The 18,630-nt window shown below is 68.7% G+C and carries 22 protein-coding genes; 13 read left to right on the top strand and 9 right to left on the bottom strand.

Going from position 1 to position 18,630, the window contains the following annotated elements:
* Window positions 1-138: 138 nt before the first annotated feature.
* The gene (locus ACWCO2_RS06335; protein WP_450126650.1) at window positions 139-999 is read left to right on the top strand and encodes a DUF5753 domain-containing protein; all 861 of its coding nucleotides are present in this window, start codon (window positions 139-141) and stop codon (window positions 997-999) included.
* 20 nt (window positions 1,000-1,019) lie between these two features.
* Window positions 1,020-1,223 (top strand): DUF397 domain-containing protein, encoded by a 204-nt coding sequence (locus ACWCO2_RS06330; protein WP_450126649.1) that lies wholly within the window; start codon window positions 1,020-1,022, stop codon window positions 1,221-1,223.
* On the opposite strand, the gene ACWCO2_RS06325 is transcribed toward ACWCO2_RS06330, so the two are convergent.
* The 3 genes from ACWCO2_RS06325 to ACWCO2_RS06315 form a co-directional block, all read right to left on the bottom strand.
* Window positions 1,224-1,871 carry a class I SAM-dependent methyltransferase gene (locus tag ACWCO2_RS06325; protein ID WP_450126648.1) on the bottom strand — a complete coding sequence of 216 codons (648 nt, stop codon included), beginning with the start codon at window positions 1,869-1,871 and terminating at the stop codon, window positions 1,224-1,226.
* Between the two features lie 524 nt (window positions 1,872-2,395).
* Window positions 2,396-2,524, bottom strand: coding sequence for a hypothetical protein (locus ACWCO2_RS06320; RefSeq protein WP_450126647.1), 129 nt, complete (start codon window positions 2,522-2,524; stop codon window positions 2,396-2,398).
* A 91-nt stretch (window positions 2,525-2,615) separates the two neighbouring features.
* Window positions 2,616-3,053, bottom strand: a complete 438-nt coding sequence (locus ACWCO2_RS06315; protein ID WP_450126646.1) for a helix-turn-helix transcriptional regulator — start codon at window positions 3,051-3,053, stop codon at window positions 2,616-2,618.
* Between the two features lie 292 nt (window positions 3,054-3,345).
* Here ACWCO2_RS06315 and ACWCO2_RS06310 point away from each other — a divergent pair, with 292 nt between their 5' ends.
* Genes ACWCO2_RS06310 through ACWCO2_RS06290 form a run of 5 tightly spaced genes read left to right on the top strand, consistent with a single transcriptional unit; the run spans window position 3,346 to window position 8,705 of the window.
* Window positions 3,346-4,197, top strand: a complete 852-nt coding sequence (locus ACWCO2_RS06310) for a hypothetical protein (RefSeq protein ID WP_450126645.1) — start codon at window positions 3,346-3,348, stop codon at window positions 4,195-4,197.
* On the top strand, window positions 4,181-5,515 hold the full coding sequence (locus ACWCO2_RS06305; protein ID WP_450126644.1) for a hypothetical protein: 1,335 nt from the start codon (window positions 4,181-4,183) through the stop codon (window positions 5,513-5,515). Before ACWCO2_RS06310 ends, ACWCO2_RS06305 begins: the two co-directional genes overlap by 17 nt.
* Window positions 5,512-5,988 carry a hypothetical protein gene (locus ACWCO2_RS06300; RefSeq protein WP_450126643.1) on the top strand — a complete coding sequence of 159 codons (477 nt, stop codon included), beginning with the start codon at window positions 5,512-5,514 and terminating at the stop codon, window positions 5,986-5,988. The genes ACWCO2_RS06305 and ACWCO2_RS06300 overlap by 4 nt, the downstream gene beginning before the upstream one ends.
* On the top strand, window positions 5,985-7,505 hold the full coding sequence (locus ACWCO2_RS06295; protein WP_450126642.1) for a hypothetical protein: 1,521 nt from the start codon (window positions 5,985-5,987) through the stop codon (window positions 7,503-7,505). Before ACWCO2_RS06300 ends, ACWCO2_RS06295 begins: the two co-directional genes overlap by 4 nt.
* A gap of 30 nt (window positions 7,506-7,535) precedes the next feature.
* Complete coding sequence (locus ACWCO2_RS06290; protein WP_450126641.1) at window positions 7,536-8,705, top strand: hypothetical protein; 1,170 nt, start codon at window positions 7,536-7,538, stop codon at window positions 8,703-8,705.
* Between the two features lie 38 nt (window positions 8,706-8,743).
* On the opposite strand, the gene ACWCO2_RS06285 is transcribed toward ACWCO2_RS06290, so the two are convergent.
* Window positions 8,744-9,379, bottom strand: a complete 636-nt coding sequence (locus ACWCO2_RS06285) for a nucleotidyltransferase domain-containing protein (protein ID WP_450126675.1) — start codon at window positions 9,377-9,379, stop codon at window positions 8,744-8,746.
* A gap of 182 nt (window positions 9,380-9,561) precedes the next feature.
* Between ACWCO2_RS06285 and deoC the strand changes: the two genes are divergently transcribed.
* Genes deoC through ACWCO2_RS06270 form a run of 3 tightly spaced genes read left to right on the top strand, consistent with a single transcriptional unit; the run spans window position 9,562 to window position 12,825 of the window.
* Window positions 9,562-10,515, top strand: coding sequence for a deoxyribose-phosphate aldolase (gene deoC, locus ACWCO2_RS06280; RefSeq protein ID WP_450126640.1), 954 nt, complete (start codon window positions 9,562-9,564; stop codon window positions 10,513-10,515).
* On the top strand, window positions 10,515-11,954 hold the full coding sequence (locus ACWCO2_RS06275; protein WP_450126639.1) for an aldehyde dehydrogenase family protein: 1,440 nt from the start codon (window positions 10,515-10,517) through the stop codon (window positions 11,952-11,954). The genes deoC and ACWCO2_RS06275 overlap by 1 nt, the downstream gene beginning before the upstream one ends.
* Window positions 11,947-12,825 carry an aldehyde dehydrogenase family protein gene (locus tag ACWCO2_RS06270; protein ID WP_450126638.1) on the top strand — a complete coding sequence of 293 codons (879 nt, stop codon included), beginning with the start codon at window positions 11,947-11,949 and terminating at the stop codon, window positions 12,823-12,825. The genes ACWCO2_RS06275 and ACWCO2_RS06270 overlap by 8 nt, the downstream gene beginning before the upstream one ends.
* Window positions 12,826-13,073: 248 nt before the next feature.
* Here the strand turns inward: ACWCO2_RS06270 and ACWCO2_RS06265 are convergent, their stop codons facing one another.
* A complete protein-coding gene (locus ACWCO2_RS06265; RefSeq protein ID WP_450126674.1) occupies window positions 13,074-13,691 on the bottom strand; it encodes an HAAS signaling domain-containing protein in 618 nt (205 codons plus the stop codon).
* Window positions 13,691-14,044, bottom strand: coding sequence for a PadR family transcriptional regulator (locus ACWCO2_RS06260; RefSeq protein ID WP_450126637.1), 354 nt, complete (start codon window positions 14,042-14,044; stop codon window positions 13,691-13,693). The genes ACWCO2_RS06265 and ACWCO2_RS06260 overlap by 1 nt, the downstream gene beginning before the upstream one ends.
* A 135-nt stretch (window positions 14,045-14,179) precedes the next feature.
* Between ACWCO2_RS06260 and ACWCO2_RS06255 the strand changes: the two genes are divergently transcribed.
* Window positions 14,180-14,449, top strand: a complete 270-nt coding sequence (locus ACWCO2_RS06255; protein ID WP_450126636.1) for a hypothetical protein — start codon at window positions 14,180-14,182, stop codon at window positions 14,447-14,449.
* Complete coding sequence (locus tag ACWCO2_RS06250) at window positions 14,425-14,778, top strand: hypothetical protein (RefSeq protein ID WP_450126635.1); 354 nt, start codon at window positions 14,425-14,427, stop codon at window positions 14,776-14,778. The genes ACWCO2_RS06255 and ACWCO2_RS06250 overlap by 25 nt, the downstream gene beginning before the upstream one ends.
* 1 nt (window position 14,779) lies before the next feature.
* On the opposite strand, the gene ACWCO2_RS06245 is transcribed toward ACWCO2_RS06250, so the two are convergent.
* Entirely contained in the window at window positions 14,780-15,361 is a 582-nt protein-coding gene (locus ACWCO2_RS06245) for an SMI1/KNR4 family protein (protein ID WP_450126634.1), read from the bottom strand.
* A gap of 246 nt (window positions 15,362-15,607) precedes the next feature.
* Between ACWCO2_RS06245 and ACWCO2_RS06240 the strand changes: the two genes are divergently transcribed.
* On the top strand, window positions 15,608-16,834 hold the full coding sequence (locus ACWCO2_RS06240) for a primosomal protein (RefSeq protein ID WP_450126673.1): 1,227 nt from the start codon (window positions 15,608-15,610) through the stop codon (window positions 16,832-16,834).
* A 226-nt stretch (window positions 16,835-17,060) separates the two neighbouring features.
* On the opposite strand, the gene ACWCO2_RS06235 is transcribed toward ACWCO2_RS06240, so the two are convergent.
* Window positions 17,061-17,663, bottom strand: a complete 603-nt coding sequence (locus ACWCO2_RS06235) for an RNA polymerase sigma factor (protein ID WP_450126633.1) — start codon at window positions 17,661-17,663, stop codon at window positions 17,061-17,063.
* A 168-nt stretch (window positions 17,664-17,831) separates the two neighbouring features.
* Window positions 17,832-18,560 (bottom strand): IclR family transcriptional regulator, encoded by a 729-nt coding sequence (locus tag ACWCO2_RS06230; protein ID WP_450126632.1) that lies wholly within the window; start codon window positions 18,558-18,560, stop codon window positions 17,832-17,834.
* Window positions 18,561-18,630 lie beyond the last annotated feature (70 nt).

The raw sequence follows: 18,630 nt of genomic DNA, 5'->3' as shown, positions 1-18,630 counted from the left end.
GGCCACCGCCGATCAGTAACAGTGCGTATTGCTATCGTTACCGCCTGCCCCGACCATATGGCACGCCTTGTTAATTACACAGTCGTATCAACCGATCGAGTTTGATCTCGTGCGTGCGGATCACACGGAAGGAGAACCATGGCACCGACCTCCCCAACCGTTGCGGCATGGGAACTCGGACTGCGCGTGCGCAACAAAAGAGACGAAGCCGGACTCAGCGGCGCAGGCGCCGCAAAGAAGATCGGCATCGCCGCTGCCTACCTGTCCGATGTGGAGCGCGGGAAGAAGAATCTCTCAGCAGACCGACTGGAGATCCTGATCGAAATCTACGAGTTCGCGGAGGATGAGGCCGAAGAACTCCGCAACCTGCGCGAAGACGCAACACGTCGCGGCTGGTGGAACAAGTACACCGCGATCTTCAACACGGACATGATCCGGTTCTTCGGCTTCGAGCACGGCGCCGACAGCCTGCACACGTACGACAGCGACCTGATCAACGGTCTGCTGCAAACGAAAGACTACGCACGGGCGGTCATCGAATCCGGCAGCCCGAATGTTCGGCTCGCCGAAGCAGACCGCCGTCTCAACGCGAGGCTCGCCCGCCAGCAGCGTCTCGTCGGAGACTCCCCGGTACAACTCGTCTCAGTGATGAGCGAGGCTGCCCTGTACCAGCAGATCGGCGGTCGGCATGTCCTAGCCGAACAGCTCAAGCACCTGGAACGATCGATCGAGGCCCTGTGGGAGACGCTGGTGCTGCAGATCGTCCCGTTCGAAGCCACCGGACATCACGCGATGGGAGGGTCCAGCTTCTACCTGATGACCTTCCCCAGCGGGCAGCTGCCAACGCTCCTGTGGCAGGAAACCGTGACGTCGACCCAGCTGATCTTCGATCCGATGATGGTCCGGGAGTACGGCCTCGCCCATGCTGAAGCCGGTAAGCGCGCTCTCAGCAGGGAAGACTCGCTGAAGCGGATTCGCGACGCCTACCAGCGCTTGTGATCGCGACGTAAGGTGAGCGCATGCAGCACGATCGATCGTCAGGCTTAGCGACGGCCGAATGGCGCAAGTCCAGCCGCAGCGCGAACAACGCATCATGCGTCGAGGTCGCGGTCACGCCTGAGCTGGTGGGCGTTCGCGACACCAAGGACCGCGCCGGCGGGACCCTCACCTTCAGCCGGTCTCAGTGGGCTGGGTTTTTGACTGCTGTTCGGCGGGGTGGCTGATCAGCGGTTGCGCCAGAGGAGGGTGTAGCGCCAGAAGAGGCGGCGGTGGAGGACTGATCCCGGGAGGATTTTCTCCGCTGCGGCGCGGATTTCCGACAGCGTGTCCGCCGGGTCTCTGATCGGCATGCCCTCGTCGTGGGGCTTGCCCGCTCTGCCTCGCGCGGCCTTGTAGGCACCGACCGCCGCGTTCGCCGGGAGCGTCACCGCATCCAGGGCGAAGTCTGTCCGGGTCGACTTTCGGTAGTGGCCGACGACGGCGAGAGTTCCGCCTGGCCGCACCAGCTCAGCCAGGCGGGTCAACACCGGGCGCAGCGGCATGTGGTGGACGCTCGAAATGGCGGTCACCGCGTCGTAGCCGGACGGATCCAGCTCGAGGTCGGGATCGAGCAGGTCACCGCACAACCACCGGACGTTTGTCGCGTTCGACGCACTGCTGGCGCGCTCGATCATCTCGGCCGAGACGTCCACCGCATCGACGCGCTCCGCCCGTTCCGCGAGCTGCCGGACCAACTCACCGGTTCCGCACCCGACGTCGAGAACCCGCGCGCTCCGCAGCGGCAACTGCCGCAGCAACCACGAGTGGTAGTGCGCGTTGTGGTCCCACAACAACGCCTGCGGTAACTGCACCCGAACCTCCACGCCATCCACCGACGAACCGTGACACCCCGATCACCCCCACCGAGCCGTTCCCCTGTCTGCCCGACCGGGACCACCGGGCGCCGATTCCACTCGTTCAAGGCCACCCCGTCACATCGGACCGTGATCCATCCGTTCGGATGGAGATCTACCGCCTCCTCACCCGACCGAGACCAGCTCACCCCGCGTTCCGCCAGGTGGCGTCAACTTCGCGAGAAATTGACGTTCACCCGGGTGACGGTCAATTTCTCGCGAAATTGGCACCCAGCCCGACAGGAAGGCGAGCCGGGCTCCGGCATTGGGGGTCTCCAAATTTCCCTAAAGTTGGGAGGTTCTGCGCGACGCAGCCCCGGTCCGTGCTCGCGTCTAAAAAGCTGATCCGGACGCCCTTCGCGAGCCCAGCCGCGTTCGCGTCTCCGGCTTCCTTCCCCTTGCCGTACCAGCTGATCAGCACCGCCCACTTGCCAGCCAAGTCACCGGTCGGACTGGCGTCGGCGGTCGTGGTGATGCCCTGCGGGTACCAGGACTACCGTCGTTCACTCCCCTTGCTGACCACCGCAGGGTTCCCGGGTGAGGTCGGATTCGGCCAGCGCGGGTTGCGCGCCGGGCAGGCAGGACAGCACGAGAGCGGCGGATACCGCTGCGAACAAAGGAATTCTGCGCACCCGATCTCCTCATGTCGGCCTTCCGCGTCCACGAGGCTATCGATCGGAAAGCGGCCCAAAAGCCGCATCCGGATTCCACCGCGCTGCCGGGTCAGTCCGCCGCGTAGAGGTCGAGGTTGCCGGAAAGCGCGGCTACCATCGCTGCGCGTGAACCCACGCCGAGCTTGGTGAAAATGCGTCGCATGTGGGCGGAAACCGTGTAGAGGCTGATGTCCAGGACCGCGGCGATCGCGCGGTTGGTGTAGCCCAAACCGACCATCCGCGCAATCTCCCGCTCCCGCGGGCTGAGCAGTTCGTCGACCTTCGGCGCAACCGGCACCAGCAGGCAGCGCACGCCGAGATCAGTGATGTCCAGCAGTGGTTTTCGCGCACCGCGGTTCGGTCCGGCGATCTCGCCGACCCGGCGCACCAGCGCGCGCACCAGGTGTTGGATCAGCTCGTCGGAGTGCAGGTCAGGGCTGCGCCGGGTCTGCTCCGGCAGTTCTCGTTCGACGCGCGGAATCGGCGTTGCAGTCGCGTCTTTCGTCAATGCAACCGGCCTCCCCAGAACCAGGTCGGGCGGCGGGTCGCGCCACCTCGGAGTGGCCCCGCACCCCCCACGCCAGGCCGATGCGGCGTCCACCGCATTTCGTACCAGCAAAGCCAACATCGTCCATCCGCGCATCGTCGATTCGTGTGACACGCAGGCTGACTAATCCTGAAAGGCGGCATCAGAACGTGTGACTACCACCCGAATGCCGCTTGAAATGGACTGTTCGCACGCGCTCACCCACGACCGGCCGACAACTCCGCCGGCCGCGGTGCAGGACAGGAGGACCACCATGAGTCGCTACCGAGCGGTCGACGGGGAGCTGGAGGACGAGCTGGCCCGCGAGCTTGAGGACGAGTTGGAAGGCGAGTTCGAGGACGAGTTCGAAGACGAGGACTTCGCCCGGGAGCTCGAGGACGAGATGGAGGACGAGTTCGAGGACGAACTCGAGGACGAGCTGGAAGGCCTGGTCCAGGAGCTGGAGGACGAGCTCGAGGACGAAGACGAGGACGAGTTCGAATTCGAGGACGAGGACGAGCTGGAAGAGGAGTTCGAGCAGCTGGTCCGCGAGCTGGAAGCGGAGTTCGAGGACGAGGACGAGGGCTTCTCCAGCCCGTCCCGCCGCATCTACCCGGACGCCGAGACCATGGCCAAGCTCGCCTTCGAGGCCGAGCGCGCCGAATCCGAGGCGGAGGTCGAGGGATTCCTCGGCGCGCTGGCCCCGCTGGCGTTGAAGCTGGCGCCGAAGGCCATGCCACTGGTCAAGAAGTTCGCCCCGAAGATCATCAAGGGCGTCAAAGTGGTCGGCAAGAAGCTGTGGAGCAGCCCGACGACCCGCCGCGCGGTCCGCCAGGTGCCCAAGATCGCCGGCCGGACTGCGCGTGACATGGGCCGCCGCTACGCGCGGGGCCAGCGGGTCACCGGCAAGCACATCGCGCGTTCGCTGGCCGGGCACACCGCCAACGCCGTCGGCCACAGCAAGGCCGTGCGCGGACGTCGTCCGGCCACCCGCCGCCGCGGCGCCCCGCCGCGTCACCACCGCGCCACCCAGGCCCGCCGTGCCGCTCAGATGCGCAGGGCCCGCGTAGCCAGGGCGCGCAAGCCGGTTCGGCGCCGGAGCAGAGGCCGTGGTCGCCGCCGTTGAGCTGCGGTCGGCCGCGGTGCGCACCAGGCGGCCGACGCAGCCGATGGACCGAGGAACCGCGCGCCTGCTGGCGACCTGGGTGCGGACCCAGGCCATCAGCAGCGAACGCCACCTCGCCGCGCTCCGGCCGTTCAGCTGGGCAGAGTTCGGCGATCCGGCCACCGGGCCCAGCCGGGCGCACCTGGCCGCGGTCAACGAGACCATGACCAGCCTCCGCGAACCGCTCTACGAAGCCACCCGCGACCTGCGCCGGGTCGCCGAACACGCGGCCCGGCAACCGAATTCGCAGCAGTTGCAGACCGTGCTGCGGGCGAAGTCCAAGGCCTACCGGCTGGTGCGCGACACCGAGCGGATCTGGGACTTCTACCTGGAGCTGTTCAACCAGCGGCAGAGCTCGATCGCCCCGTGGCTCGTTGCCTCGGACCGGATCGCGCTCGACTGCTACCAGTACGCCTACCTGGGGATCGGGAAGTGGCGCTCGATCCCGACGCCGCCGCCGTTCTGCTACCTGGAACCCAGCCACGGGCCGGCCACCTCGCGCCGCGGCATCCCGCTGCAGCGGCTGAGCCACCGGATCAACCCGTTCCCGCTGATCCAGCTTCCGTTCCACCGCTTGGTCAATCCGTGGACGCTCGGCGCCGTGCTGCACGAGGTCAGCCACAACCTGCAGAACGACCTGGGGCTTGCCAAGGCCGTTCCGATGCAGGTCGCGGCGCGGTTGACCGAAACCGGGATACCGCCGGCGATCGTGTCGCAGTGGGTGCGGTGGAACCGGGAGACCTTCGCCGACCTGGCCGGGCTGCTGTTGGGCGGGCCGATGATCGTGGGGTCGCTGTTCGACGTGATCGCCCGGGATCCGCGCGCCGCGTCGAAGTTCCGCGCGAGAGACCCGCATCCCTCGTCCTACCTGCGCGGGATGCTGAACATCGAGCTGCTGCGGCGGATGGGTTTTCCGAAGCGGGCCGAGCAGCACGAACGCGCGTGGCACGCAATGTACCCGCGGCCGAAGCTGATCGGCGCGCCGCCCGCGCTGCTGGCCACTGCGACCAAGGCGGTCCCGGCCGTGGTGCAGGCGATGTGCTTCACCTCGTACCCGTCGCTGGGCGACCGGAAGCTGGCGCGGGTCCTGCGGTTCGAGCCCAAGGAACAGCGGATGGTCGAGGAGGTCGCGGAGCGGCTCGCCTGCGGGGTGTCTCCCGGCGTCGCACCGGAGCGGTTCCTGATCGGAGCCGTCCGGTACGCGCTGGAGCAGCGGATGGCGCCGCCGAAGCGGTTGGCGAACTTCTTCGTGGAGGAGCTGGGGAGGCGGTCGCGGTGACCTTGCACGGCGAATTCCCAGTGCTGGCCCGGAAGTTCCGGCAGCTCGCGGCGGCGTGGCGCGCGCTGGAGGTGAGCGTGGTCGAAGACCTGCCGAGCGGTGAGCGCCCGGCGGCCTCCGACCGGCTGGCCGAGGTCGTCACCGACGGCACTGCGGACCTGCAGCCGGCGCTGCGCGCGTTGCGCGGGCGACCCGACGCGGACGCCTTGCACGCCACCGCGTTGGCGCTGCTGCGCACACAGCGGCGGTTGGACGACGAGTTCCGGTGCCACCACGCGGCCACCGAGCTGGCGCGGGCCGTGCAGGGACGCGGCCCGCAGTGGCTCGGCTGGGCCCGCAGCATCCGGTCCGGTGTGGACGGATGCGTGGATTCGTTGCGCAGCACGGAGAACACCATGCTGCGGTGTTGGCGCGAAACCGCCGAACTCGCGATGCGGTTCGGCATCGAGGAAGGCAGCGAGGGCAGGCGATGACCATCAACGACGACCGCCTCAACCAGCGCAACGCGGACGAGGGCGGCGCTGACGTGGACCGGGGCGCCGCGCTCCCCCCAGCCCAGGACATCGACAGCGCGTACCCACTGGTTACCCGGCACGAACCACCGTGCCCGCCGTGGTGGGCGCATCCCGGGAAAGTGGCGAACAAGGCGATCGGCGACGTGCTCGGCTGGAAGTGGCGCAACGGCGACACCAAGGGCTTCACCGCCGCGCTGACCGGCAGCTTCGAGCTCAAGCGCGTCGAGGGGCACACCGAGGCCCGGTGGACGCCGCGCGGCTACGCGGTGCAGGCCGACCTGGGTGCGGTCACCGGTGGCCAAGCGTCGCTGGCGGCCCGCGCGCGCAGCGCCATCAAGGACGCGACCGAGCTGCTGGACTCGCTGAAACCGCTGCGCCCGGGCGCGAATCCGGAGAACTGCGAGGGATTCCGCAGCCTGGTCCGGCACGACCTGGAGGAGATCCGCAAGGAGCTGGAGTGCGCGCTGCTCCGCGTGCCGCGCGTCGACCAGCTCTTCCTGCTGCTGCTCGGCAGCCCGTCGGCGGCGGTGGACCCGGACCGGGTGCGCGGCCACCTCGGGATGCTGCGCGACGAGTTCGGCATGGTCGGCGGGCTGGTCAACACCATCGAGGAAGAGCGCATCCAGACCTCGTTCATCACGCTGGTCGACTGGGTGCTGTCGCTGTACCGGGGCTGGCTGGACTCGCGGGACCGCATCGACCCGTTCGCGCAGCCGGAGAACGGCCAGCCGTTCTTCGGACCGGCCGTGACCGCGCTGTCCCAGCTGCTGTCGGCGACCGCGGTGCAGGTCGAGGAGCTCGTCGGGGCGCTGAAGTCGGTGCACATCCACCGCGGCGACCGGGAGGTCCTGCGGATCCCCGATCCCGAGGGCGGCTCGATGGCGCTGGGCGGTCTGCTGCGCTGGGTGCACGACTTCGCCTGCTTCGAAGGCCGCACGCTGATCGAATCGGCCGGCAAGGACGGCGTGGACAGTGCGTTCCTGCAGGTGGTGACCCGGTTGACTCGGCTCGTCGGCAACCTGCCGCGGCGCAACGACGGCGGCGCCGAGGACGTGTACGGCAACTACCGCGCGACGCTGCCGGCCGGGTTCTTCAGCTCCCGGGTGCAGCGCGCGATCGACGAGCTGCACGACCACCTCCAGGAGATCGTGCGCGTCGCCAAGCCGATCCGGCACGGCGCAGTGCCCGAAGACCCGCCGGGCCCACCGGCTCCGCCGTCCCAACCGATGCCTCCTCCGGACGCAGGCCCGACACCGCCGAGTTCCGGGCTGATGCCGCCGCCGGATCCCGGGTCGACACCGGCGCCGGAAGCCGGACCGGCTCCCTGGTCACCGGCACCACCGCCCGGCACTGGACAGGCGGTTCCGGTGGTCAGCGCCTCGGCGGAACCGGTCATCGCGGAGCCCGATGCCGCGACCAAGCGGCGGACACGCAAGCCGCGACCCGAGCCCAAGCCCGCCCCGCGGCCGGAATAGCGGTCCGCCCGCGCCCCGCACGGAGGAATGATGGCCACCGAAAAGCAGTACCGGGAACTGTTCGACCGGGTCGCCGCGCTGCGCAGGGAAGTCGCCGGCAACCTGTCGAACGAGCTCGGCAGCAACCCGCAGGTCGGCGAGGCGCTGCTGAAGCAGATCGACGACATGCTCTTCGCCGTCGAGACCGAGGACCAGAGCGAACCCCGACCACCGGACGGCGGTCTCGCGCAGCTGGTCGGCATCGGCGGCGAGTCGGCCGGTGACATCGGCGCGACCCGCATGCCGCACGGCATCGAGAACTACGACGAGACCATCGCGTCCGAACGCATCATCGCCGTCGCCGACATGTACTACCTGTACCAGCACGAGCGGATGGGCATGTTCCGCGTGGTGCAGAAGCTCCGGGAGCTGTTCGAGCGCGGCGCGATCCGGTTGTTCGATGGCGAAGGCGCGTTCGGGCTGTACCGGTTCGACCGGCGGGACGTGCTGCGCTACACCAAGCGCGACCGGATCAACGCCTACCGACGGGTGCTCGGCTACGGCCGTGGTCTGGGCTCGGGCAACTCGCGGCCGAACACCGACTTCCACCGGCTGTTCACCCAGTTCAACAACCAGACCGCGCTGTTCTGGCGGGACAAGCGGGTTTCCGACGTGATCCGGGAACGCGCGCACGACCCGTCGTTCGGCAGCATGGCGGTGGTGCGGCGCAGCGGGCTGGACCTGCGCAACAACCTGAAGTTCACCTCCTACGGCCACCTGAACGTGCTGCGCGTGGAGGTCATGCAGCTGCTGGACGAGTGCTTCCGGATCCTCGACGCCGAGGACGTGAAGGACCTGTTCGGCGCGGCCAACGCGTGGGACGTGATGGACGAGGTGCTGGTCCGCTACTTCGGCGAGCAGCTGGTCACCTCGCCGCGCCAGCGGATGGCGGTGACCGGCCGGAAGGTCCTGCGCTGGCTGGCGGCTCCGCACATCCTGGAGACGACCCGCTCGGAGTTCGAGGCGCTGCTGCTGGAAATCGCCGAACCGTCGGAGGAATGGCTCACCTCGGCCCAGTCCCTCCGCCTGGCCGACCGCAGCAGTTCCAAGCAACTCCTCCCCTGGGACCGTCAGCAGACGACAGGGGTCACCACGCCCAACCGGGGCGATCGCCCAGCAGCAACCCGCCGACCGGCGACAACCCGCCGCGCCCGCAGGTGACGCCCCGCGAGTGCGGGGATCCGCGAATTCCATTGAATTCAATGGAAGTTGCGTACCACCAGGACACTCGTGAGCACTCCGATGCGCGGCAACCACGGGTGCCCACCGCAGGTATCGCGAATCGCCTCGACCAACCACCGCCGCTGCTCAGGACCGAGCACTGGCAGCAGCGCGGCGAAGTCGGTCTCGTCCTTCGCCCGGGTGTCCTTCGCCTTGTAGAACAGCAGAATTTCGGGCGCAAGGAAGGGGGTGCCGTCCGGACCGGTGCGGCCGATCGACCGCACGCTGCGGCGCACGCGCGGGTTGCGGCGCGACGTCCAGTACCCGCCTGCCGACTCGTCGATCATGACCTGGATCCGCCACGGCTGATCAGCGTCCGGGCGGCACCAGACGTCGCAGACATCGACGGGCAGGACCTCGCCGGCTCGCCACTGCCGAAGCACCCCCGGCGGATCGGCGGCCCACAACTCCCACCCGCGCAAAACCTCCTGAACAGCCAGGTGATCGCGGCGGAGCACCACGACGTCGATGTCTCCGTGCTCGCGAAGCGGGTGCCCGAGCGCCAGCTCGACGGCGTAGCCACCGGCCAACCACCACGGTGCCGGGAACTCCGCGAACAACTCGTGCACCTCAGCCGGCGCAGCTGGCTCCCAATCACCCCACGGGGTGTGCATGCGTGCCACCGGCCCAGCATGCCGCAGTTGTGAGCCGGCCCACCGCGAGTTGACCTTCCGACTGGTTGGAAGCCAGAGCGTCCGGACCCAGTACGCCGGTTTCCGAACCGCCTCCGGTCGCCCTGCTGGCGTGATCACTCCAGGACCAGCGGTGCCGAGGGCGCGCCGCTTAGACTCCGGGCATGGCACAGTCGCCGACTTCGTCCGAGCTCGCCGATGCGGTCCGGGATGACCGGTCGCTGCGGCGGTTCCTGCACGGCTTGCCCGGTGTCGACCAGGTCGGGCTGGAGCAGCGGGCCGCCGGGCTCGGTACCCGGAGCATCAAGAAAGACGCCAAACTCCAGGCGATCGACACCGCGATCTCGATGGTCGACCTGACCACGCTCGAGGGCGCGGACACCGAGGGCAAGGTCCGCGCGCTGTGCGCCAAGGCGCGCCGCCCGGACCCGACGCGACCGGACACTCCGCAGGTCGCCGCCGTCTGCGTGTACTCCGACCTGGCTGCGACCGCGGTGCAGGCCTTGGAGGGCACCGGCATCCACGTCGCCTCGGTCGCCACGGCGTTCCCGGCGGGCCGCGTGGCGCAGGCCATCAAGCTGGCCGACGTGGAGCACGCGGTGGCCGCCGGAGCCGACGAGATCGACATGGTGATCGACCGCGGCGCGTTCCTGTCCGGCCGGTACGGGCAGGTCTTCGAAGAGATCAAGGCCGTCAAGGCCGCCTGCGGTGACGCGCACCTGAAGGTCATCCTGGAGACCGGCGAGCTGGCCACCTACGACAACGTGCGCCGGGCGTCCTGGCTGGCGCTGCTGGCCGGGGGCGACTTCATCAAGACCTCCACCGGCAAGGTCTCCCCGGCCGCGACCCTGCCCGTGACGCACCTGATGCTGCAGGCGGTCCGCGACTGGCGCGACACCACCGGCGAGCTGCGCGGCGTCAAACCGGCGGGCGGGATCCGCAACACCAAGGACGCGATCCGCTACCTGGTGGCCGTGCACGAGGTCGCCGGTCCGGAATGGCTCACCCCGGAGCTGTTCCGCTTCGGCGCGTCCAGCCTGCTCAACGACCTGTTGATGCAGCGACGCACCCAGCTCGACGGCCACTACAGCGGCCCCGACTACGTGGCGGTGGATTGATGATCGAAACCCCGTGGGAGTACGCGCCCGCCCCCGAGTCGCGGGACATCGCGAACCTCAAGCCCAGCTACCGGATGTTCGTCGACGGCGAGTTCACCGACGGCGGCGGTGAGCCGCTCAAGAGCATCAACCCGGCCACCGAGGAGGTGCTCGCGGAGGTCGCCAGCGCCAATGAGTCCGATGTGGACAAAGCGGTGCGGGCGGCGCGGCGCGCCTTCGACCAGACCTGGTCGGCGATGCCGGGCACCGAGCGCGCGAAGTACCTGTTCCGCATCGCCCGGCTGATCCAGGAGCGCGGCCGCGAACTCGCGGTGCTGGAAACGCTGGACAACGGCAAGCCGATCAAGGAATCCCGGGACTCCGACATCCCGACGGCCGCCGCGCACTTCTTCCACCACGCCGGCTGGGCCGACAAGCTCGCCCACGCCGGCTACGGTCCCGACCCGCGCCCGCTCGGCGTGGCCGGGCAGGTCATCCCGTGGAACTTCCCGCTGCTGATGCTGGCCTGGAAGATCGCCCCGGCGCTGGCCTGCGGCAACACGGTGGTGCTCAAGCCCGCTGAGACCACTCCGCTGAGCGCCCTGGTGTTCGCCGAGATCTGCCAGCAGGCGGGACTGCCGCCGGGCGTGGTGAACATCGTCCCCGGCGCCGGGGACATCGGTGCAGCGCTGGTCGCCCACGACGGCGTCGACAAGGTCGCGTTCACCGGATCCACCGAGGTCGGCAAGCAGATCCAGCGCACCGTCGCCGGTACCGGCAAGAAGCTGACCCTGGAACTCGGCGGCAAGGCCGCCAACATCGTGTTCGACGACGCCCCGCTGGACCAGGCCGTCGAGGGCATCGTGAACGGGATCTTCTTCAACCAGGGCCACGTCTGCTGCGCGGGCTCGCGGCTGCTGGTGCAGGAGTCGATCGCCGACGAGCTGCTGGAGAAGCTGCGGGCGCGGGTGCAGACGCTGCGCGTGGGCGACCCGCTGGACAAGAACACCGACGTCGGCGCGATCAACTCCGCCGAGCAGCTGGCCAAGATCACCGAGCTGGCCAACAGCGGCGACGCCGAGGGCGCGCAGCGCTGGACCAGCTCGTGCCCGCTGCCGGAACGCGGATTCTTCTTCTCCCCCACGGTGTTCTCCGACGTGCAGCAGTCGATGCGGATCGCCCGCGAGGAAATCTTCGGCCCGGTGCTGTCGGTGCTGACCTTCCGCACCCCGGCTGAGGCCATCGCCAAGGCGAACAACACCCCGTACGGCCTGTCCGCCGGGATCTGGACCGACAAGGGCTCGCGGATCCTGTGGGCGGCGCAGCAACTGCGGGCCGGGGTCGTGTGGGCGAACACCTTCAACCGCTTCGACCCGACCGCCCCGTTCGGCGGCTACCAGGAATCCGGATTCGGCCGGGAGGGCGGCCGGGCCGGTTTGGAGGCGTACCTCGATGTCTGACACCCGCACCCCGGAGCGGCTAGCCGTGGCCAAGACCTACAAGCTCTACATCGGCGGATCCTTCCCGCGCTCGGAGTCCGGCCGGGTCTACCCGGTGCACAGCGCGGGCGGCGAGTTCCTCGCCAACGCCGCGCACGCGTCCCGCAAGGACGTCCGCGACGCGGTCGCCGCCTCGCGCAAGGCGTTCGCCGGCTGGTCCGGCGCGACGGCCTACAACCGGGGCCAAGTGCTGTTCCGGATCGCCGAGGTGATGGAGGGTCGGCGCGACCAGTTCGCCGCCGAGGTCACCGCCGCGGAAGGCCTGTCGGCCGAACGAGCTCAGTCCATCGTGGACACCGCGATCGACCGGGTGGTCTGGTACGCGGGCTGGACGGACAAGATCTCGATGGTCCTCGGCGCGGCGAATCCCGTGGCGGGACCATACTTCTCGTTCAGCGTCCCGGAACCGACCGGCGTGGTCGGCGTGCTCGCGCCGCAGGAATCCTCGCTGCTCGGCCTGATCAGCGTGGTGGCGCCGGTGCTCGCGGCCGGCAACACCTGCGTGGTGGTGGCCAGCGCGGACCGGCCGCTGCCCGCGGTGACCCTCGCCGAGGTGCTGGCCACCTCCGACGTCCCCGGCGGCGTGGTCAACGTCCTGACCGGTCAGGCGGCCGAACTCGGCCCGTGGCTGGCGTCGCACGCCGACGTCAACGCCCTCGACCCGACCGGCGCTCCGGCGGACCTGCGCGCCGAACTCGGGCGTGCGGCGGCGGACACGGTCAAACGAGTCCTCCCGGTCCGAGGCGAACCGGACTGGACCCGAGAACCGGACATCCAACGCCTCCGAGCCTTCACCGAGGTCAAAACCGTCTGGCACCCCGTCGGCACCTGACGGTCCATGAACACGCAACTTCAATGGAAATCAGACGTCCAATTTCCATTGAAGTTGCAGAAGTTCTCCGCAGCACTCGGGACCTGTCCACACCTCCGGCGTGTCAGGCGCCCGACACGCCGGAGGGACCACAGTTTCAATTGAAACTGTGGTCACCCCTGCCTGGGAATTACAGTTTCAATTGAAACTGTGTTCAGTCGCGACTGAAACCTACAGCTGCAATGGAAGTCGCGGAGCCCCGCTGAACCTCACCCGACCTTCGGGTAGACAACTCGACCTCGGCGGGCCGCACGGACCAGGAAGGCGATGGCGCCCGCGAGTGCCAGCGCGCCGAGGACGCCCGCGCCCCAGCGTGGCAGTTCGTACAGCGGGGTCGTGTCGTCGAAGACCTGGCCGGCCACGTACTGGGCCAGGATTCCCAGGCCGAAGGCCAGGACCATCGCGATTGCGTAGATCTTGTTCGCCGACTTCGCCGTGTACGCCTTGAACGCCAGCAGAGTCCCGGCCACGAACAGCACCAGCAGCGAGGTCAGGGCGACGGTGTCCTTCAGCGTGTAGGCGATCGAGTCCGTTCGCTCGAACAGCGCGTCCAGCAGGAAGTCCGAGCCGAACATGGTCAGCGCTGCCGTTGCCAGCACGCTGATCGTGACCCCCAGCGTCGACGGCTTGCCGGTGCTGGCGTCCAGCTGTTCCGCGACCTGCGCGGCGTACTCGCGGGGCTTGCCGAAGGCCTCGACCGGGTCCTCCCCGGTCTCGCGCACGTGCGCCTCGACCTCGGCCAGCACCTCACCCACGCGCTCACCCGAGATCTCGTGCATCCGCAACGCGATCAGCAGCTCGTCGCGGTACTTCTCGTCCAACACCATCACGACTGCACCCCTCGTTCCACCACGGAGATCGAGTTCTTCGCGAACTCGACCCACTTCGACCCCTGCTCGGCGAGCGCTGCGCGCCCTTCATCGGTCAGCGCGAAGAACTTCCGACCGGGACCACCTTCCCCAGCCCGCCACTCGGCGCTCAGCAGCCCATCAGCCGCGAGCCGGTTGAGCAGCGGATACAGCGTCCCGGCCTTCATCCCCGGCAATCCGGCTTCGGCGAGCCGCTGCAGCAGCGTGTAGCCGTACCCCTCGCCGTCCTCGGCCAGCAGGGCCAGCACAGCGAGGTCGAGCACGCCGCGCAGCCACTGCGCCTGCCGTCCCGAGATCGTCCTGTCCGCCATGCCGACAACATAACACCAACTAGTAGGCGACGCAAACTAGTCGACAACATGGACCCATCGCTCGATCGAGAAGCAACGCCTCGTGATGTAATACCGAATGCCTGTAGCATGTATTACACGAGCTGAGATCAGCTCTTGATCATCGAAGACATCGAGTTCGACGATCTGAACCTGCCGCACCTGGCGCGGCACGGAGTCCACGTCGCCGAGGTCATCGCGGCCTTCGAGAACGCACTGGTGTTCCGGCACAACCGCAGCGGCAGAACAGCCGACCGCTACGTGTTGGGCCGCAGCAACGGAGGTAGAACCGTCCGAGTCAACTTCATCTACGACGCCGCGCGCCGCAGCGCCCGGCCGATCAGCGCATCGGAGGTTCCACCGTGTCGAAGCACCCCGAAGAAATGACCGACGCCGAGTTGGCCGACTACCGCTACGCCCATCGCGACGACCCCGATCTGGACGGGGACGAGGTCGAGATGATGGTCGCGCGCCCGCTCAACGTCACGATGTCGTTCCGCCTTCCACAGAACGAAGCCCTGGAGATCCGCGCCACAGTCGAAGCCAGTGGCTCGACTCTGTCCGAATGGATCCGCGCCGCCTGCGCCGACGCTCTGGCGAACGGAAAGCCGCCGGCGAAGCCAGCGCCCAGCCTAGGGCCAGAACAAGCGCAGCGGTTGCTCGCAGCGCTGGAAGCGGCCGAGGCCGTCGTGCGTCCGGTGGCGAAGGCCGGGTGAGTTAGCGGATTTGCCAGTCGAGGCGGCCGTCTTCGGTGACCGTCGGGTAGCTGTGGCCCGCCGGGGCTCCTTCGGCCAGGGCTCGGCGGACGTCGGACAGCATCGCCGCGACGCCCTTCCACTCGGGGCGGAGGACCTGGGCCGCCTCCTGCTCCCACTCCAGGACGCAGCCGTGCAGCGGTCCCGGGCGCAGGTCCACCACCAGTTCGTCGGCGAAGCCGTCGCCGGCGATCGGGATCCAGGCCGGGTGGAAGCTCGAACCCGGCGAGCCCGCGTAGTAGTCGCAGGCCGGGCGCTCCCACTGCGCGGCCCAGTGCTTGCGGTGGTCGCGCCAAGCCTGGAGCGCCTCAGCCGCGCTGTAGGGCGTGTAGAACGGCGGCAGGACGTCGGCGAGCACATCCGCGTCGGTGCCTCCGCAGCACAGCCACAGCTCGCGCAGTTCGGCCGGAATCCCGACGGCGAACTCCGCCTCCAGCTCGGCCAGGTCCGGCGGCGGCACCGGCGGGCGCAACGACGCTGCGGTGACCGGCGCGTGCTCGGACAACCAGCGCACGATCTCGGTCCACAGCTCCGTGACGTCCATTCCGATCATGATCGCCCGGCGAACATCGGAGGGGTACCGCCAAAGGTGACCTCGACCCCCGCTGCGCCGAACAGCCCAACGCCATTGGGACGAATCCACCACACCAACGACTGATCGTTACGAATTGTTCCGTCGACAGTTGCACACCTCGGGCTCGATACGGTGACAGCCGGACCGGGGAACACGCAGCGAACGGACAACACGTAGGCTTTCGCGAGGTCTGGTTCGGTGACCGGAGGTAGAAAGATGGCGCACGACATCGTCCCCATCGAGCTCGGGCTGCCGCAGGGCGACGTCGTCACCCTGTGGGCGCCGCGCTGGCGCGAGGACGGCGAGGAGTGGGAAGCGTTCCTCGGACACGAGGACGACCTCTACGCGTTCCCCGACGCCGCGCACCTGGCAGCGTTCGTGCGCACTGCGAAGGAGCACGACCTCGACGACCACCCGGCGTGGCACGTGGTGCCCCAGCTCGCTGCCGAGGACTTGAACCCGGACGAGGACCACCAGTTCGACCTTGTCGGCGTCCCGGAGCTGGTGGCCGAGCCGCTGGACACCTGGACCGTCGGCGAGCTCGCCGACATCGTCGAGATCGCCCGCTCGCTGGCCGACGTCTGCGAGCTGGACGCGGTGCACGAGGTGCTGGACTCCACCGACGGGTTCGCCATCCTCGACCAGGGCACCTTCGCCTTCTCCGGCAAGGACGGGCAGCGTCGCTGGACCGAGCTGTGCAAGGTCGTCGTGGAGCGCTGGGACGAGGTCCTGGACGCCATCGACGCCGTGGTCACCACCCCGGAGGTCCCGGACGACGCGGTCGCCGCCGCCGAGACCGAGCTCGCCGAGTCCCTGGAGGCCAGCGCCGAGGAGGAGGCGGACACCTCCGACGAGTCCGACGTGGACGAGATCGAGGAGGTCGAGCTCGGCTTCTGGGGCGAGGTCGGCATCGACCCGATCCGCATCATCACCAGCACCGGCGAGCACTACTCGCTGCGCTGTTACCTCGACGACGACCCGGTCTTCCTGGGCAGCGGCGGGAAGATCGACGTGTTCCCCAGCGCCCGCGCGCTGGCCCGGTTCGTCGCCGACGACGACGCGGTGTCCGGCACCGACCTGGAGCGGGTCTCGACCTGGTCGCAGGTGCGGGACAAGGCCACCGCCGGTGAGCTCGAGGTCGAGGTCGAAGACGACAACACCTACGTGCTGACCGGCCTGGACGCCGACCTCGGCAGCGGTCCGTCCGATGTGGACCCGACGCAGCTGGACCTGGCCGAGGAACTGCTGATGGACGCGGCGGCCTGGGCCGACGACAACAGCGTCGAGCAGGCGCTGCAGGCGTCGGAGCGGCTTGGCTGGCTGGTCTCGTTCGTCCTGCGCCCCAGCCCGAACCGGCTGCCCCCGAGCGGCCCGTTCGACGCCGAGGTCGAGGCCTGGCGCAAGCTGGTCGAAGACCTCGAAGAGCGCTTCCGCTCGCACTGACCCGAACTCGAAATGCGCGCACCTCATCACCGGAGGTGCGCGCTTTTCATTGAGGTTTTTCCATCCTCGTTGTGCGTGGCGGTGCGGGTGGCGGTGCCAGCTGCGAGGGTGAGCTATGCACCTGCGGCGCATGCGGCCCCTCGCCGCGCGGTGCCGGTCGCGCTTCGCGGCCGTAGGCCAGACAGGATGAAAAAGGATCATTCCCGGAACTCGAGCGGGTGAGAAATCAGGCGGCGGCCAGGAGTTCGCCGGGAGCGGCGAGGCGACGCTGGGTCGGTTCGCCTTGGCACACCTGGGTGTAGGCCTCGCGCAGGCCCTTGCGGGCGCGGTAGGTCAGCGCTGCCGCGCTGTTCCGGCTGATCCCGAAGTGCCTGCCGACCTCTGCCGGGGTCTGCTTCTCGACCTCCACGCACCAGAGCACGTGGCGCCAGCGGCGCGGGAGCCGGGAGAAGGCCTGCTTGACCAGGTTGCGCTCCAGCTCCGCCACCGCGGGATCGACGAACGGCAGGGTTTCGTCCAGCTGGGAGCCGTCGAGCTCGGCGGCCAGGAGGACGCGGCGATCACGGCTGCTGGCCGCGGCCGCGAGATTCCGGATGGCGGTGAGGAGGTAGGCGCGGAAGGCCGTGACCGGTCCAGCGCCGCGCTGGAGGACGTCGAGGATGTTGGCGAACGCCTCGGAGACCAGGTCGTCCACATCGGCCGGAGTCGCCGCGACCTGCTTGGCCATCGTCCGCGCTGCCGCGCGGTGCCGGGCGTAGAGCTCGGCGAACGCTGCGGACGAGCCGGATCGGACCGCTTCGAGCAGTGCCCCGTCGTCGCCCGCGCACATGGTTCCCCTCAGCCTTTGCACCGGTGAGGGACGTCGCCAAGGGGTTTACGCCCCTCATCGAATACGCCCCCGCTGCGAAAGATGCTCGCGAAACCGCTGGCATAGGACAAGATGGAATATTTCAGATAGTGATTACTCCCAGGTAGGCCGGACTTCCGCGCCCGAAAGTCACCCAGCCGTGGGAAAATCGCCGACGACCGCGACCGTCCTGGAGATCTCCCCGGCAGCCGTGAGCAACGGGATTTCGAAGGAATCGGTGGCCGTGAGCTTGCGCGCCGGGAACGAAATCGCCAGCGTCATCGGCAAACCGGTGCCCACGACCGGCGCGGCCATGCACGCCGTGCCCAACGAGTACTCCTCCGAATCGGTGACGACCGCGTTCTCCGGACCGTCTATCAAGTCGCGCATCCGGGTGATCGTGCGCGGGGTGAGGTTCGCCGGCGGGTAGCGGTCGAGGTGGTCCGCGCGCTCGGCCTTGCTCAGCCCGGACAGCAGGCACTTCCCGATCGCCGTGGCGTGCGCGGCTTCCTTGAAATCGGCCCAGGTGTCCACCCGCGGGGTGCGCGCGCTGTCGACGATGTCGGCCACCACCACGTCACCGTCGCAGTAGTGGGCCAGGTAGACCGCCGCGTTCAGGTCGTCGCGCAGCTCGGTCATCACCGAGCGGATTCGGCTGCGCAGGCCCTGGTCCTGCGCAGCCGAATGCAGCCCGGCGACCTGGGCGCCGATGATGAACGCGCCGTCGTCCAGCTTCTCGAGATATCCCTCGTGGGCCAGGGTGCGCAGCAGGTGGTACGTGGTCGACAGCGCGATCCCGGTCCGCCTGGACAGGTTCTTCGCCGTGGTGCCGGACGGCTGCTCGCTGACCGCCTCCAACAACCGAAGCGCGCGCTGCACCGACGTGATCAGCGTTGGCGCGCCACCCCGTACCACCGTGTCCCTCCCGGGAGTCCCCGGCGCCGCTGCC

Source organism: Saccharopolyspora sp. NPDC002376, assembly GCF_053593195.1.
Note: the sequence above shows the minus strand (reverse complement) of the source record. Positions and strands in the feature narration are given on the sequence as shown.